Annotated in this window: 3 protein-coding genes; all 3 read right to left on the bottom strand. The window is 48.0% G+C overall.

Annotation, left to right across the window (positions count from 1 at the left end; all coding sequences use genetic code 11):
- Positions 1-95 precede the first annotated feature (95 nt).
- The 3 genes from ACOJUO_RS25185 to ACOJUO_RS25175 all read right to left on the bottom strand — a co-directional run bounded on the left by ACOJUO_RS25185 (position 96) and on the right by ACOJUO_RS25175 (position 18,323).
- Positions 96-5,927 carry a hypothetical protein gene (locus ACOJUO_RS25185; protein ID WP_422138548.1) on the bottom strand — a complete coding sequence of 1,944 codons (5,832 nt, stop codon included), beginning with the start codon at positions 5,925-5,927 and terminating at the stop codon, positions 96-98.
- Positions 5,928-6,051: 124 nt separating this feature from the next.
- On the bottom strand, positions 6,052-12,477 hold the full coding sequence (locus ACOJUO_RS25180) for a hypothetical protein (RefSeq protein ID WP_422138547.1): 6,426 nt from the start codon (positions 12,475-12,477) through the stop codon (positions 6,052-6,054).
- An 86-nt stretch (positions 12,478-12,563) separates the two neighbouring features.
- A complete protein-coding gene (locus ACOJUO_RS25175) occupies positions 12,564-18,323 on the bottom strand; it encodes a hypothetical protein (RefSeq protein ID WP_422138546.1) in 5,760 nt (1,919 codons plus the stop codon).
- Positions 18,324-18,448: the final 125 nt, after the last annotated feature.

Here is an 18,448-nt window from a genome sequence, read left to right as displayed (position 1 = left end):
GCTACCTCAAAGTCGAGTACTTTTATTACCGTTGTTACCGTTATTACCGTGAAAGGTGATTGCAACGACAGGCGAGGATGCAGCTTTTGGTTAAGTTAGTTTGCTGGGGCCGCAGGTAGAAAGTTTGCTTGAGGGGCATTTCTCTTATCATGACCGTGAACTTTCTGATCATCGCCCTTTTGCCATTCGTAGAAGGCTCCAAGAGTGTAGAAGTAAGGAATGCTTTCTGCATGGGAGAAGGACCATTTAGGCACATTTTCCCTGAAGTATTTCTCCCAGCCATTCTCAAACAGTTTCATGGTGCGATCGCGGCGTTCACGGAACTGCAGGTAATTTTCGTGTCGGGTCCAGCCATGCATCCTGTCACTTGCTTTAACCCGGTTTGCATAGGCTGCATCGGTTTCACTGAAGCCTTGAGGCGAAGCAATAGCCGTACGTTGCACATATGCATCCCGGGTTTCACCCACGGCTATCCAGCGATTAATCCTGTCAAGGCTTCGGCCCAGAGGTCCACCCAGCCATTGAGTGAGCATCTTGTTGTCGTTCATAAAGAAGTCAAAAGTGAGGCTCGACGCCAGGGCAAATCCGAACGTCTGAGCATAGGTAAACCCGGATATAAGGCTGTGGGCGTATACACCGGCAGTGGCAATAGGGCCCAGTACGAAACCGGCTGTAACAGAAGCCAGGGTTTTCACTTTTTGTGGTGTCACCCGGTTCAGCAGTGGTACCTGAACCCCTTGTCCGGAACCCATGGATTTCATTATTTCGGGCGCCAGACGGGAAATACTGCGATACCTGTGGGGATTGGCATAGTGCTGTCTGGCAAACAGCATAGAGCCGGTTTTCAACAGAATGCCTGAGGAAGCGGCTTTACCCAGTGGCATGGTCAGTCCGCCCACTTCGGAGATTCGTTCAATGCCACTGTGGTAGGCATATTGTCCGGTTCGGTCAAGATCAACACTATAGCGTTCCAGCCAGTGCTGGAAAGGTGTGAGCATTCTGTGCAGATAATCACCCCTGTTGGTCAGGTCCAGCAGATAGAGGAATGACATGTTTGAGAGGGACAGTCTGGCAGCCTGCGAGAGGGTGTGAGTCACCAGGAGAGGTTTGTAGCTGGAGTAGTACCAGGTCACAGCCTGTACCAGAAAGGCTGAAGGTTTGAACCAGTAATCACTTAACTGATGCTCAACCGCTGCGGTATGGGCCTGTATTAATGTGTTATGGATAGCCTTGATCAGGTCTGATTCGTGCAGGCCAGCAGCAGCGGCATAAGGCGTCAGGGTATCTTGAATATTGGCCAGAAACGCTGCTGTCCTGCGGCCATTTTCAAAGGCAATATCGTCAAGAACATAGTTGGCGATGATAGCAACTGCATACTCTTTCATGCCGGCAACAGACTCTTTCATACCTGCCGGGCCGGTGGCAGTCACGGTTACAGAATTAAAGGCACATTGTATGAATTCCTCAGCACCCTTGTCGGACAGTAACTGGACAACCTTCCTGAACTCAGGCACCTTGATACCCTGTTTGTAGCCAAGTAAGTGCTCAAATTCATCCACTGTATGGTAATCGTCGACCCCTCTGACGGCCTTTATGTAGTTCTCGAGTTCGTCCTTGCTGATCAGACCTTCACGAAGCAAAGCCGTGATTTTGTTACCACTGGCAGAACGGGCAGCGAAGTATTCCGGGAAGCTTTTCAGGCTACCCGGTTCATGTTCGATAAAGTGAATGGCTCTTTTGCCCATGCCATGAATTTCGTCGTCGTATTGTTGAGCCCCACTTCCCATCTCATTTCTGGCCCTGGACACAAGTCTGTAGACTTCTTCCAGGACATTCAGAGGCTGATCTTCTGAAGCCTTGAGAACGGGTTCCGGGAAGCTCGTCTTCAGCCTTGTGAAGATTTCCACAATCCGACTGGCCTGATTAAAAGTCAGGTTGTCTCCAACCATCGCCCGCAAATAAATGGGGGCCAATTCATCGTCAAAATCGAAAGTCGTAATCCAGTGCACTGTCTTACCGCTTTCTGATGCTAATTGTGCCAGACCCAGGGCAGCATCCAGTGCCTGTTGTTTGAGAGAGTGCTGTTCTGTGAAAGCATCCATAGTGGCCCGAACTTTTGCCTGTTCCGGCGTGTACTGGAATGGACCACCGTCATTTTCGACAGCTTCCCTTGCAGCCTTCAGGACTTGCTTTATTTTCTTAATGTCTGCTTCCCTGACATCCATCTCAGCTTCCAGACGGGCCTGTTGAATCAGTTGCCAGATCTTGCCGCCATTACCATCATCACCACCCAGTTTTAGCTGTTTTTTTCTCAGGGCATTAACCCGGTCTTTATAGCTGTCAGATGCCTCTGGTTTGAGACCTGCGGCTTCTTCAGCGGCGTCAAGAGCCGCTCTATGATAATCCCTCAGAGCGTTTTCTGCTTTTGAGACAGCCTGACTTTTCTGCTCAAGGACTAAATCCGGCAGATCGCTGCCTCCAACATTGATCATCTCTTGTCTTTTTCGGTCCAGATCCTCTTGTGCATTCGTCTGTTCAAGCCGGGCATTGGTGAATTCCATACTTCTCCTGTCGTGCTCATGCAGGAATTCCGTGATCTGAGTGTATTTTTTTCTGGTTACAGACAGTTCATCCTCAACTTCATTGGTTTTGTCCAGGGCATGGGTATCCGCATAGGCTGAAATAGCAATATAGTAATCATCTTCTTCCAGTAAACCGAGGTCACTTTTAATCCGAATGTTATGAGCTTTTACGACAGCATGCAGTTTATCAAAGATTTCTTTTCGTCTATTTGCACTGTCTCGTCGCAGAATGCGTTTAATGTCGTCTATTTGCTCTCGAATGGTTTGCTCGCTATCTGCAGGCAGGCCTAATTCAAGCTGAATTTCTTTTATTGCCTGAATGAGAAGCTTTGCGTCTTCATCCACGCTAGCAGTACCGACGTCAGGATGAGCCAGAATTACCATTTTTTTTCGGCAAAGAACGCTCAGTTTGCTGCGAACACCTGCCAGCATTCTTTCAGCTTCTTTTAATATCTTTCTGGCATAGGCAAGATTACGATCAAGGACGTATCGGGGTTCAGGGCCCAGACGAGCCATTAGCTTGTCAAGCTCAATTTCAATGGCTTCAATACGCTCATCAACGTCAGGCCAGCCTGCATTGAAAACTTCGTTATCCAGCTGTTGGAGTTTTGTTCCAATCAGATTGTTCTGGTCGTCTATAGTGGCGTCTTCTTCATAATCCTTAATATCGAGTTGATGAGCCATTTCATTGTTTATGGCTCTTTTGATACCTTCATCAAAAACATTGTGTAGCTTATCCATGGATGTCTGAATTTCGGTTCTTAGAACCTCCTTCTGATCTGACAGGTTATCATTCTCTTCAAATACTATATTCAGATCTTTGGCCAGTTTGGCAATGGAAGCCCGGCCTCTTTTTTTGGCGGCAACGTTTTCATGAGGACAGACACCCAGCTCGAACTCTATAGCGTCGAGCAGATTTATCTGATTTTCTTTGGCTTGTTCATCCAGGTACAAATCTTCAACATTATAGGCAAGACTCGCATGAAGCATCTTTAGTTTGAGACCCCTGTCGTCCAGAGTTGTCCTGGCTTCTTTCCAGAGGGTTTGATGTATCTGATCCAGAATGGATTCCGGTATATTATCGTCATCAATTGCTGCAAGAATCCAGGTAAGTCTTGCTGCCTGGTCATTCTCTTCATTGAACCTGATGTTGAGTATTTCTTCTATTGCTTCCAGCAGTTCCGGTTGTTCTATGGCTCGCTCACCCGGGCCCGATTTTCCAAATTTGTAGCGAAGATGTGCGACAAGCTTTATGAATTTGAGGTCCTTCTCGTCCATAGCTTCGCTTTGATAGGTCCAGAGGGTATTATCTATCTCATCCAGGATGTCATCGGAGAGGTCATCGCCGTCAAGTATTCTACGAACCTTGGTCAATCTTGTTATTTTGTCATCCTCTTCACTGATTTTGATGTTGAGTACTTCTGCTGTGGCTTTCAGAAGGTCCAGAGCAAATTCCTCTAACCGCTGTCTGGCGTTACTGATGAATCTATGCATGTCTTCAGAAATCCCATGGCGACGGATATAAACATCGTTGTTTTCATCAAGATCACTCATCTCAAGGGCTTTTTCCACGTCACTCAGTGTCTCAAGTACCTCCGGCATGGCTTTGGGGTGGCCTGGTGTTCTGATGTCATCCAGCTCTTTCTCCAGCTCTGCAAGTCTGAAGAGCCTGGAATGTAAGGTTGACTCCAGGGCGACGCGTTCTTCTGGTGTGTTATCTTCATTCAGTTCAATACCCAGAGCCGCTGTCAGAACAGATTTTGTGGCTCCGATGAAAGAATCCTCTGTTGCGATCCTGGCCTCTATTGTCTTCAGCTTTTCCAGCTTGCTTTCCATCTCAAGCAGCTCCCCGGCAAAATCGCCAATGAGCCTGGAGGCAAATCTATCGCCTTTGTCAAAAGAATCGCTGGACGGCTCATTATAAAAATAATCGCTATTGGCTTTGTTGAAAACGGGTATTACTTCGTGAGTATCCTGAACAAAATGCTGACTGGTCAGAAAATTTCTAAGCGCAGGTTTGAAGCCGAAGTGTTTAGCGAACTGAATATGCATCCAGGTTGGCATGATGTACAGCGAGGTGAATCCGACGTGTGGCATTGTTAATTCAAATTCATCTGCTCCAATTGAAGTAGCACTGGTCAGTGCCTGCTGAAGATATTCGAAGAATGCAAGCGTCCCCAGTTTCTCATCGTATTCTTCACCCGAGTCAAGTCCGGCATTGTACCGTTCAGCGAACTCCTCCAGCATTGCCATCTGCCTGCTTCGAATAACGTACTGGTAGCTTTTGGCCTTGTCTTTTTTAACCCGTACTGTTGTTTGAGGAGTGGGGGCATTGCAGTCATATTTATCCCAGATGTCATAGAGACCTTCCACAAAAGCGACATCGGTCGGGTTTTGTTTCTGACCTCGGAAAACAATAATCTTTCCCGGAGTCTCAGTCACTTCCAGTTTTGGATAACCAGCAGGCACAGGATAAACCTGTGTCTCATCCTCGGCATGTACGACATAGCCTACGGGTTTCTGGTATGACAACAGAGCGTCCAGAGTATCCTGTTGTAAATCATTCCCCAGAACATGGACCTGGATATAAGCAGAGGTGGTAGCTGCTAAAAGCGCTTCATCATTGACAAAGAGCGATTGGCCCAGACGCTGCAGTTTGGGAGGCTGATTGCCTCCGGCGATAAGGCGCATGAAGGAACGCCCGCTCACATCAACTTCGCCTACTTCAATAGTGACGAGGTCAATATAGTTATCAGCTTCGCCAAGGTTTCCCGCTCTTTCATGTGCACCTCTGAGCACTCCGGCCAGTTGTTCGGGACTGGCGATTTTTGTCAGGGGTTCTAATTGCAGGTTGTCACCCAGTTGAGCACGAACCGCCGCAATTGAATCCTGATCGGTCATTCCTTTTCTGACTGCAATGACCAGTTTCTTTTCTGCAAGAGTATGGGTGATCCTGAAGACTTCCTCATCAGAGACCTTCAGGACTTTGGTGTACTTCTGAGCAACGTTATTCTCACCTGTTGCAAACAGATCAACGCTGGAAACGCCACCATCAATACCAGGAAAAACGTCCGTGAAGCCTTCAGAGGGAATGACATAGCCCGCTCTGGCCTGAGTCTGATCAGGGTAGGTGGTTGTGAAGGATTTGGGTATTGGCTGCCGGTTATGACCTAAAGTGGGTCCAACCATGACCTCACTCTGGGTAAACTCCACATGTCCATTGTCCGAAATATCGACAGATTTTGTCTGCAGTCTGCGACCAGCCACTGCGTCTGCAGCAATGATCGAAGAGCTGATTACAACGGCTACAGCAAGGCCTAACGCATTGAGGTGAGCATTTGTCATTCTACAACCATAGAGCTGAGTACTTTTATTAACGTGAAAAGTGATTGTCACACACACAGAGGAATCAGCTTTTAAGTACTTAATTAAGGTAGTCTGCTGAGGTTGCAGGTGGAAATGAACTTTCTCATCGCCAGTCGCAGAAGGCACTCAGAGTGTAGGAGTATGGAATACTTTCTGCGTGGGAAAATGACCATTTAGGCACATTTTCCCTGAAGTATTTTTCCCAGCCATTCTCAAACAGTTTCGTGGTGCGATCCCGGCGTTCACGGAACTGCAGATAATTTTCGTGCCGGGTCCAGCCATGCATCATGTCACTTGCTTCAACGCGGCCTGCATACTCTGCGTCGGTTTCATTGAAGCGTTGAGGTGTAGCAACAGACGCACGTTTCACATATTCATCGTCCGTTTCACCCAGGCCTGCCCAGCGACTGATCTTGTCAAGAGTTCGGCCCAGAGGCCCACCCAGCCATTGAGTGAGCATCTTGTTGTCGTTCATAAAGAAGTCGTAAGTAAGACTCGACGCCAGAGCGAAGCCGAAGGTTTGAGCATAGCTAAATCCGGATACCAGACCCTGGGCGTATGCTCCAACAGTGGCAATCGGGCCCAGAGCGAGAGCAGCTGTGGCAGAAGTCAGCGTTTTCACTTTTTGTGGTGTTACCCGGTGCAACAGTGTTACCTGAACCCCTTGACCGGAAGCCATGGACTTCACTATTTCGGGCACCAGACGGAGAATACAGTGGTACATATGCGGGTTAGCGTTGTACTGTCTGGCAAACAACATGGAGCCGGTTCTCAGCAGAATGACTGAGGAAGCGGCTTTACCCAATGGCATGGCCAGCCCGCCCACTTCAGAGACTCGTTCAATGCCAATGTGGTTTGCGTATTGGCTGGTTCGGTTAAGATCAATACCATAGCCTTCCAGCCAGTGCTGGAAAGGTGTGAGCATCCGGTGCAGGTAATCACCCCTGTTGGTCAGATCCAGAAGATAGAGAAATGAAACGTTCGAGAGGGATAGCTCGACAGCCTGCCAGGTGGTGTGGGTCGCCAGCAGGGGGGTGTAGCTGGAGAAGTACCAGGTGACAGCCTGTACCAGAAAAGCTGAAGGTTTGACCCAGTAATCATTCAGTTGGTGCTCAACTGCTGCGGCATGGGCCTGCATCAAGGTGCTATCGATAGCTTTGACCAGGTCTGATTCAGCCAGGCCGACAGCATGAGCATAAGGTGTCAGGGTATCCTGAACTTTGCTCAGGAAGGCTGCCATTTTGTGGCCGTTTTCAAAGGCAATATCGTCGAGAACATAGTTGGCGATGACCGCAGCAGCGTAGTCTTTCATGCCAGCAACAGACTCTTTTATACCCGCCGGATCAGAAGCAGTCACGGTCACAGGAGTAAAGGCACTCTGCATGAATTCATCAACCCCTACACCGGAGAGCACCTGGACAATGGCTCTGAAGCGAGGCAGGTTGACGCCGTGTTTGTAGCCAAGGAAGTGTTCAAATTCATTCACTGTCTGATAACCTTCAACACCTCTGACAGCCTTAATGTGGTTCTCAAGTTCAATCTTGCTGATCAGACCCTCACGCAGCAAAGCTATGATTTTGTTACCACTGGCAGAATGGACAGATAAGTATTCCGAAAAGTCTTTCAGGTCCCGCTCGACATAGTGAATACCTGCCAAGCCCAAGCCGCGAATTTCGTCGTCGTATTCTTGTGCCCCATTTTCTATCTCAGACAATGCCTGGTGCGTCAGAATCCGGACTTCTTCGAAGGCATTCAGGGGTTGACCTTCTTCAGGCTCGGGAGAGGATTCCGGAAAGGTCGTCTTCAGGCTCCTGAAAACTTCCACAATCCGGCTGGCCTGTATAAACGTCAGTTTGTCTCCGGCCAGCGCCTGCAAGCGAACTGGTGCAAATTCATTGTCAAAATCGAAAGTCGCAAGAGATGGTGTTGCCTTACCGTTTTCTTTTGCTGCTTTTGTCAGGCCAATGGCGGCTTCCAGAGCTTGTTTTTTGAGAGGATGCTGCTGCGAAAATCTGTGGATAGAATTCAGAACTTTTGCCTGCTTTGGCGAGTACTGGAAGGGGCTACCATCATTTTCGACGGTTTTCTCTGCCGCCTTCAGGACTTCCTTTATTCTCTCAATGTCTGCTTTCCTGGCTTCAATCTTATCTTCCAGACGGACCTGTTCCTGAGTCAGTTGCCGGATCTTGCCGCCGTTACCGTCATGTCCGCCCAGCTGTACCAGTTTGCTTCTCAGGGCATTAACCCGGTGTTCACTGGTGTCAGTGGGGTCTGGTTTAAGACCCACTGCTTTTTCTAAAGGGTCAAGAAACGCTTTATGAAAATCTATCAGGTCTTCTTCTGCTTTTGATAACGCTTTACTTTTCTGCTCCAGGGCTAAATTCAGCAGGGCTATTTCGTTCTTATGGAGGGTTTCAGCGGACTCATCGGTGTTAAGCTCCTCCTTTTTAAGGTCCAGCCTTTGTTGTGTATTCCTCTCGTCAAGCCGTGCATTGCTCACCTTCATGCTTTCTCTGTCGTGAATACGAAGAAATTGCAAAATCTGAGCGTACTTGTCCCGGGTTAAAGGCAGTTCACCCAATGCTTCATACAGTTCATCGTTATTGTCCAGACTACCAGTATGTTTATTGTCTGCAACGACAGCAGAGTAATCAGCTTCTGCCAGTAAACTGAGGTCATCTCCATCTGTCAGGATATTGGCATTGGTCAGGGTTTTCAGTTGCTCAAGGATTTCATCTCGTTTTTCTTCGCTGTATTCCCGCAGGTAATGTTTGACGTCCTCCATCCGCTCTTCGGGAACTTGTGCGTCATTTGCAGTCAGACCCAGGTCGGTCTGAAGTTTTTTCATTGCCTGATTGACAATCGTGTTGTCTTCATCAGGGATAGGTTGCAGCTCAGCACGGCTCCCTGCAAATACCACGCGTTTGCCACGCAGCCTGTTCAGTTTGCGATGAACATTTGTCAGCTCACTTTCAGCCTCTTTCAGTGCCCGTCTGGCCCTGGCTGCATCACGATCAAGAACGAATCGTGGCTTAGCTCCCAGACGAGCCATTTGCCTGTCAAGTTCATGATCAATGGCGGCGATACGCTCATTGACGTCAGGCAGGCCGACATTGACAACTTCTTCGTCCAGCCGCTGGAGTTTTGTTTCAATCAGACTGTTCTGGTCTTCGAGGGTGGCATCATCTTTATAGTCCTCAATGTTGAGTCGAAAAGCTATTTCATTGTTCCAGACTCTTCTGGCGGCTTCATCGTCGTAAAGTGCGTTTGATTTTGCGATTAATTCCTGAATTTTGGTTCTCAGGGTATACTTTCGGTCAGACAGGTTGACATCCATGTCAAATGCTATATCCAGATCTTTGGCCAGTTTGACAGTGAAAACCTGACCTCTTTTTTGAGCGGCAGAGTTTTCGCTAATGTCGATGTTTAGCTTGTCCTCTATAGTTTTTAGCATAGAAGTCTGTTGTCTTATGGCTCGTTCATACGCATCTTCGAAAAAAAAGTTAAGACATCTCTGAAGCCTCCCGGGTCTTGTTTCTCTTTGTTCGTAAGCAGGTGAAATGTCACCTTTCCAGTAAGGGGAGTCTATGTCATCCAGCATTTTTTCGGTGATATCTTCGTCCTCAAGTCTGGTAAGAATCCTGCCGAGTCTTTCCTGGTTGTCATCATCGTCAATGGCATCGATCTTGAGTATTTCTTCCAGGGTTTCCAGTACGTCCAGCGCCTCTTCTTCTACCTGCTGTCTGACTTGTTCAATGTATGACCGAATTTCCCTGGCAATAGCGTCACGACGATAATACATATCGTCCTCACTACCCTGAATATTCATCGCCAGGGCGTTTTCCAGATCAGTGAGTTTCCTGAGCACTTCAGGCATGGCTATGGGGTGCCCTGGTGTTCTGATGTCTTCCAGTTCTGTTTCCAAATCTGCGAGACTGAATAACCTGTTACGTGTTGCTTCTATCTGTGTGTTGCGTTGTTCTATTGTGCTGCCTTCTTCCATAGGGTCATAAAAGTCTGTCACATAATCTCCAATGAGATTGGCGTCAATGTCTTCTATGCCCCTTTGAGCAGGCAGTGCCCGGATACTCTGAAAGATATATTCCTGGTGTTCGTCTGGTGAATTGTCCTGATTATCAAGTCTGTCAGGCAGGTCTGCCTGCCGAAGATTCAGTCTGTTAATCTTCCCTAGTTCAGTGTTCAGTGACTGAATTCTCCGAACCAGGCGTTTTTGTTGAACGGCAATATCTGCATTGCTATCAAAATCCTTAATATTTAAATGTACGGCAATGGCGGCATAATGGGCTTTCATTGCAGCTCTTTTTCCAGCCTCTGTACTGGTCTTCTGAAGATGCTGTCGGAATAGAGTTCCCTGCTGATTAAGGTGCTTCAGAATGGCCTGGTGACGAGCTTCCGGTCTAGCTTCACTGACGCGCACCAGACCGAGCTGACTTTCAACGATAGCCAGCTTGTGGCGGGCCTCGACATTGGTGGCTGCTGCATTTTGTTGCATACAATGTTGAATGGACTGAAAGCGTGCACTCAGATCGTTTTCATTGATCGGAATGATATCGAGCGGGCCTTCCATCGCTGCCAGTTTTACTTTTGCTGCTTCTTCGTCAAACTGTTCTGTTGCGGCCATCACCTGGTTGATTTCATCCAGTTTTATTGAGATGAGTCTGGCTTGTTCTTTTGCTGGTCGGGTATCATCCCAGTTATCAATACCAAGTTTTTCTGCCAGTTGAGCTTTGTAAGCCTTGTTGGCTTCTGCTCTGACATCACGGGCATGTCGTTCCAGGTGCGGGATTCGTCTGACTTCGTGTTGAAGTTTCCGAAGCAGGTTTTCCAGTTCTTCCTGCTCGGCATGAAAATGTAAAAGCTTATTCTCAAGTTGCCGATGGAGATAGATTGCTCTCTGTTTCTCCCTTTCACTGATAGTGACTTCTTCTGATACCAGCCTTAGCAGGCTTACAACCCGGGCGAGTTCGGCTTCTGTTGCCAGATGATCTTCCAGCATGAGTTCCCTCTCAATCAGTTGTCTGGCCATATCGCTCAGGACTTTGGAAACAAACGGGTCGTCGCGAAAAATATCGGTCAGTGGTTCGGAGACACCGGTTATAAGGTTCAGCATGCTCTGAACAAAACGCTGTTTAGTCAGGAGATCTCTCAGCTGGGGTCTGAAGCTGAAATGTTTTGTGAGTTGAATCTGCAGCCAGGTCGGTGTGATGGCTGTCAAAACCACTCTGATGTGTTCCAGTGTAAGCTCAAATTCATCGTTTCCATAAATGCCATAGGGAGTAGCACTGGCTAATGCCTGCTGGAGAGATTCATAGTATGTAAGTGCATGTATCATCCGTTGATCTTCGTCTGCAAGTGTCTTCGGTTGCTCTTTGTTAGCGGTAGCACCATGTCTCGCAACAAACCTCTCCAGCACTGTCATCTGCATGCTTCGAATGACGTACTGGTAGCTTTTGACCTTATATTTTTTAACCTTTGTTACCACTCCGGGGGAGGGGGGATTAACTTCAGCTTTTTTCCAGAGGTCATAGAGGTTTTCTACAAAAGCGATATCATGGGGGTTCAGCCTCTGACCATGAAAAACAATCACCTCCCCCGTAGCTTCTGTCACTTCCAGCTTTGGATAACCCGCAGGCACAGGATAAACCTGTGTGTCATCCTCGACGTTGACAACGTAGCCGACGGGTTTGCTGTGTGCCAGAAGTTCATTAAGGGCCTTTTGTTGTAAGTCCTCTTCCAGCACGTGAACCTGGATATAGGCAGATGCGGCTGCTGCCAGGAGAACATCATCATTGACAAAGAGTGATTGTCCCAGACGTTGTCGGTCAGGAGGCTGATCGCCAGCAGCGAGAAGACGCATGAAAGTACGCCCATTCACTTCAACTTCTTCTACTTGAAGGGTGGCAAGGGGAACATAGTGATGATTTGCGCCGAGGTTTCCTGCCACATAATTGACAGCTTTAAGCAAATTAGCCAGTTGTCCGGGGCTGGCGATTTTCGTTAACGGTTCTAATTCGCTGTTAACTAATTGGTAACGAACAGCCTCAACTGAATACTGATCGGTCATTCCACTTCTGACTTCAATGACCAGATTCTTTTCTTTAAGATTATGGGTGAACCTGAAGGCTGCCTCATTCCCCACTTTCAGGACTTTGGTGTATTTTTGAGCAACGCCATTTTCGCCTGTTTCAAACAGATCAACACTGGAAACGCAGCCATCAACATCAGCAAGAACTTCTGTGAAGCCTTTAGAAGGAAAGGCATAGATTGCCCTGTAATCAGTCTTGTCACGATAGGTGGTTGTATAGGATTTGGGTATTGGCTGCTGGTCCTGATCCAGGGTTGGCCGAACCATGACCTCACTGTGGGTAAACTTCACATGTCCATTATTTATAATATCGACGGACTTTGTCTGCAGCTTGCGATCGGCCAGTGCCTGTGGAGCAATGATGGAAGAACTGATTGCAAAAGTCAGAGCAAGGCTTAACGTATTGGGGCGAGCTTTTGTCATTCTACTACCTCAGAGCTGAGTACTGTTTACCGTGAAAAGTGATTTTTACCTCAAGTGGAGAAACGGTTTCTAATCGCTCATGGCTGTCAGTTGCTCATGAAGGCACCCAGGGTGTAAGAGTAAGGAATACTTTCTGCGTGGGAGAACGACCATTTAGGTACATTTTCCCTGAAGTATTTCTCCCAGCCATTCTCGAATAGCATCATGGTGCGATCACGGCGTTCACGGAACTGCAGATAATTTTCGTGTCGAGTCCAGCCATACAGGGTGTTGTTTGCTTTAACACGGCTTGCATATTCTTCATCGGTCTCACTGAAGCCCTGAGGTGAAGCAATAGCGTCAGGTTGCAAATACTCATCGTCCGTTTCCCCCGCGCCTGTCCAGCGATTAATCTTGTCAAGACTTCGGCCCAGAGGTCCACCCAGCCATTGAGTGAGCATCTTGTTGTCGTTCATAAAAAAGTCGAAAGTGAGACTTGACGCCAGTGCGAATCCGAAGGTTTGTGCATAGGTGAATCCGGATATAAGGCTATTAGCGTATGCTCCGAAAGTGGCTACCGGACCCAGCACAAGTCCGACAGTGGCAGAAGCCAGAGTTTTTACTTTTTGTGGTGTCATTCTGTGCAGCAGCGGTACCTGAACCCCTTGTCCGGAACCCATGGACTTCATCATTTCGGGCACCAGACGGACAATGCTGCGATACTTGTGGGGGTTGGCGTTGTGCTGTCTGGCAAAGAGCGCAGAGCCGGTTTTCAACAGAATGACTGAGGACGCGGCTTTACCCAATGGCATGGCCAGTCCGCCCAGTTCAGAGATTTGTTCAATGCCACTGTGGTAGGCATATTGTCCGGTTCGGTCAAGATCAATACGGTAGCGTTCCAGCCAGTGCTGGAAAGGTGTGAGCATTCTGTGCGGATAATCCCCTCTGTTGGTCAGGTCCAGCAGATAGAGGAACGCCATGTTTGAGAGGGACAGTGCCTTAGCCTGCGAGACGGTATGAGTCGCCAGTAGCGGTTTGTAGCTGGAGAAGTACCAGGTGACAGCCTGTACCAGGAAGGCTGAAGGTTTGACCCAGTATTCCTTCAGCTGCCACTCAACCGCTGTGGCATGAGCCTGCATCAAGGTGTCATGGATAGCCTTGATCAGGTCTGATTCAGACAGGCCGACAGCATTGGCATAAGGTGTCAGGGTATCCTGAACATTGTCCAGGAAAGCCGCTGTCCTGTGGCCATTATCAAAGGCAATATCATCAAGCACGTAATTGGCGATGACTGCGGCTGCATACTCCTTCATGCCGACAACCGACTCTTTCATAGCCGCCGGACCCGTTGCCGTTAGAGTCACTGGAGCAAAGACACTCTGCATGAAAGCCTCGGTACTCTCATCGGACAGCATCTGGACAACCTTCCTGAACTCAGGCATCCTGACGCCGTGTTTATAACCAAGGACGTGTTCAAATTCAGCCACTGTCTGATAACCGTCGACACCTCTGACGGCCTTCATGTAGTTTTCAAGTTCAACCTTGCTGATCAGCCCTTCACTCAGCAAAGCCATGATCTTGTTAGCACTGGCAGAACGGGCAGTGAAGTATTCCGGGAAGCTTTTCAGGTCCCCAGGAACATGCTCGATAAAGTGAATGCCCGTTGAGCCTATGTCACGAATTTCGTTGTCGTATTGTTGAGACGCGGTTTTTATTTCATTCCTGGCTCTTCGCACCAGAATCTGAGCGTCTTCAATGGCATTCCGAAAATGATACTCCGCAGGCTTGAAGGGATAATCCCGGAAGATCGTCTTCAGACTCTTGAAAACTTCCACAATCCGACTGGCCTGTGTAAACGTCAGTTCGTCTCCGGCCATTGCCTGTAAGCGAATTGGTGCAAATTCATCATTAAAATCGAAAGTCTTGAGGCAGGGTATTGTCTTACCGCTTTCTACTGCAGATTCTGCCAGACTCATCGCGACTCCCAGAGCTTGTTTTTTCAGAAGGTGCTGCTGAGTGAATGTGTGTATAGCGTCCAGAACCTTTGCCTGTTTCGGTGTGTACTGGAAGGGACCAGCATCATTTTTGACAGCTTCTTCGGCAGCCTTCAGGACTTTTTTCAGTCTCTCAATATCTGCTCCGGAGGCTTCAATTCCAGCTTTCGGGCGGGCCTGTTCCTGAATCAGTTGTTGGATCTTGTTGCCCAATCCTGCATCGACTTCATCAGTTGCGTCCCGGGCATAAGTATCTGAATGGTCTTTAATAGCAATAGTGTAATGAGCTGCTTCCAGCGAAGCGGGGTCGCCAGATATCCGGACGTCCAGATTTGTTTTGGTTCTCAGTTCCGCAACGATTTGATCTCGTATTTCGACACTGAATTCCAGCAGGAAATTTATAATGTCTTCTGCTCGCTCTCTATTAGTTTGCTCCTCACCTGCAGACAGACCCAGTTCGGTCTGATAATGTTTCATTGCCCGATTGAACGTCGTATCGTCTTTTTCTGAAGTATCTTTGAAGTCAGTATGGCTACCCAAAGGTACCAACTGTTTGCGACGAATAGCATCCAGATTGTGATTAGCAGCCTCCAGCTCACTTCCAGCTTCTTCGACTGCCCGCCTGGCTGTCGCTAACTCACGATCAAGAACGTATCGGGGTTTGGGTCCCAGGCGAGCCATTTGCCTGTCAAGAGCATTCTCAATGGCTGCAATACGCTCATTGATGTCAGGCTGACCCACTTTGAAAACTTCTTCATTCAGCTGTTGAAGCTTTTCTCTAATCAGGCTCTTTTGTTCGTTTATGCTGGCATCATTTCTGTAGCCATTAATGTTGAGTTGATCAGCAATTTTATTGTTACTGACCCTTTTAACACCTTTATTGTTATAAGTTTTCTCTACTTCTTTCATTAATTCCTGAAGTCTTTCTCTCAGGGTATCCTTCTGGTCAGACAGGTCGGCATCGTCTTCAAACCCTATACGCAGTTCATTGGCCAGTTTAGCTATGAAAGTTTTTTCTCTTTCCTGAGCAGCAGGGTTTTCATGAGGGTCAATATCCAGCTTGTCCTCCAGAGCGATAAGGTAATCTGCCTGTCGTTCTCTGGCCTGCAGATCCGATTCTTCGACTTTGAAGGTAAGGCCATCACGAATACTGTGGAGTACCACATCCATCCGCACCAGACCCCGCTCCAGATCTTTCTCCAGATCTCCCATCAGATCTGGCCCTTTACCTTCCCACCCGAGGATCTTGTCCATCTGACCCAGCTCGTGATTTGAGATATCACCGCCATCAAGCCTCGAGAGAACCCTTGCCAGTCGTGCTGCTTTGTCATCACCTTCATTGATGTGGATGCTGAGTAACCCTTCCATAGATTTCAGTACGGTCAGGGCCTCTTCCTCTGACCGCTGTCGGGCTTCTCTGATGTATATCCGGATAGCTTCAGAAATGACCTGACGATGGTAATACACATCGTTCTCTTCACGGAGGTTTTCTTTCTCAAAAACGCTTTCCACGGCAAGAAGGGTCCTGGATACTTCAGGCATGACTTTGGGGTGGCCCGGTGTTCTGATGTCTTCCAGTTCGTCTTCCAGCTTTGAAAGCTCGAAGAGCTTGTCATGTACCATTAACTCCAGGTTGGTGCGGTCTTCCAGACTTCTGTCTTCATTCAGATCAATACCCAGAACTGCTGCCAGAGAAATTTGTCTGAGCCCGGTGTAATAATCCTCCATATTGAGCTGCTCACCCATTTTCATAAGTGTTTGAATCAGATGTTCTTGCTGATCGTCAATATCTGCATGGCTATCAAAATCCCTGATGTTTAAATATGCGGCAATAGTCGTAAAGCGTTTTTTTATTTCTGCTACTTTTTTAGCCTCTGAGCTGGTGATTTGTTGCCGGAAGGCTTGCTGATGAGGCTCCAGGTCGTCTTCATTAAGTGGAACAATAATCAGCTTGGCGCCAATTGCCGCCAGATGTTCCTCCAGAGCCTGTTTTTGTGACTGTGCTGTTGCGGCTACCAATCTGAAGATTTCATTAATTTTTCTGCTGATCAGCCTGGCTTGCTCTTCCAGTGGTTGGGTATCATCCCAGTCCTCAATACCAAGCTCTGCTGCTGTTTGAGCGTTGCGAGATTTTGTGGCATCTGTTCTGGCATCATGAACTTGTTTTTTTAGCAATGGAATTTGATTGGCTTCCCGTTGCAGCGTCACTATCCGGTTTGTCAGAGCATCTACCCTGCCATGAATCTTCGCAAGCTCATCCACAAGTTGCTGATTTAACTCCTCCATTCTCAAGTTTTGCCCGATACCTTGAGCGGCTGATGCCAAAAAGCGATCGGTTAATTCACTTTGTTTTGCCAGCAAGGCCTCTATTGTCCTGAGCTTCTTCAACGCGCTTTCCATCTCAAGCAGTTGCCCGACAAAGTCACCAATGACTCTGGCAGTAAAGCCTTCGCCCAGGTCAGGAGAATCATCAGAAAAATCATGCGAACTGGCGAGAAAGATTAAATCATTATGAATATTCTGAACAAATAGCCCGTTAGCCAGAAAATTTCTAAGTACAGGTTTGAAGCCGAAGTGTCTTAACAGTTGAATATGCACCCAGGTTGGCGTGATCAACGGCGAAGTGAATTTGACGTGTTGTGAAGTGAATTCAACTTCATCTGCTCCATCTGAAGTAGCACTGGCCAGTGCCTGCTGAAGCCCTTCAAAGTCTGCAAGCTCCTCCACCTCATCACCGACTTCTTCAACGAAGTTGAGTCCGGCATGGTGCTTTGCGGCTAAATCCTCCAGTATTGTCATCTGCCTGCTTCGAATGATGTACCGGTAGCTTTTGACCTTGTCTTTTTTAACCTGTGCAGTGTCCTTGTTAAAATAATTGGTAAAGCGATAGAGATTTTGCACAAGGGCGATATCGGTGGGGTTCTGTTTCTGACCATGGAAGACAATAATCTCCCCCGGAGTCTCAGTCACTTCCAGTTTTGGATAACCAGCAGGGACAGGATAAGCCCGAGTCTCATCCTCGACATGCACAACATAGCCGACGGGTTTATGGTATGACAGCAGATTTTCCAGGGCATCCTGTTGTATCTCTTTCCCAAGAACATGCACCTGGGTATAGGCAGAGGTGGCTGCTGCCAAAAGCACCTCATCATTGACAAAAAGTGACTGACCCAGACGTTGCAGCTCAGGGGGCTGATCACCCGCAGCGACAAGGCGCATGAAGGTGCGCCCGTCCACCTCAACCTCGTCTACTTCAAGGGTGGCAAGGGCAACATAGTTATCGGCTTCGCCCAGGTTTCCTGCTCTTTCGTGCGCACCTTTCAGTACCCTCACCAGATGATCGGGGCTGGCCATTTCAGTAGAGGGTTCCAATGTCCAGGCGACCCCTGATTGAGCGCGAACAGCCCGAATTAAATCCTGATGGGTCATACTGTCTCTGACTTCGATAAGCAGTTTCTCTTCTGCAAGGTTATGGGTGAACCTGAAGATCCCCTCATTACCCACCTTCAGCACTTTGGTGTACTTCTGAGCAACGTTATTCTCGTCTGTCTCAAACTGATCAACACTGGAAACGCCACCCTCGATGCCAGAAAGAACGTCTGTGAAGCCTTCAGAAGGAATGTCATAGCCCGATCTGACTTCAGTCTGATCAGGGTAGGTGGTGGTGAAGGATTTGGGTATTGGCTGCGAGTCATCATCCAACGTTGGCTTAACGATGACCTCGCTCTGGGTAAACTCCACTTGTTCATTGCCCGAAATATCAACAGATTTTGTCTGCAGCCTGCGATTGGCCAGTGCGTCTGTAGCAATGATGGAAGAGCTGATGGCAACGGCCACGGCAAGGCTTAATGCATTGGGGCGGATATTTCTCATTCAACTACCTCGAAGCTGAGTATTTTTATTACTGTAAAAAGTGATTGTTACGCCAAACGGGATGGCAACTTCCAATCGCTTATGGCTGTAATCACTTATTCGAGTGGCTTCAAGGCTTTTTTACT

Source organism: Endozoicomonas sp. ALC020 (assembly GCF_049275935.1).
GTDB lineage: Bacteria > Pseudomonadota > Gammaproteobacteria > Pseudomonadales > Endozoicomonadaceae > Endozoicomonas_A.
This window is presented reverse-complemented; position numbering and strand designations above follow the sequence as displayed.

Excerpts from the sequence above, each read along its gene's own strand:
- ACOJUO_RS25185 (WP_422138548.1), bottom strand. The coding sequence starts at position 5,927 with ATGACAAATGCTCACCTCAATGCGTTAGGCCTTGCTGTAGCCGTTGTA.
- ACOJUO_RS25180 (WP_422138547.1), bottom strand. The coding sequence starts at position 12,477 with ATGACAAAAGCTCGCCCCAATACGTTAAGCCTTGCTCTGACTTTTGCA.
- ACOJUO_RS25175 (WP_422138546.1), bottom strand. The coding sequence starts at position 18,323 with ATGAGAAATATCCGCCCCAATGCATTAAGCCTTGCCGTGGCCGTTGCC.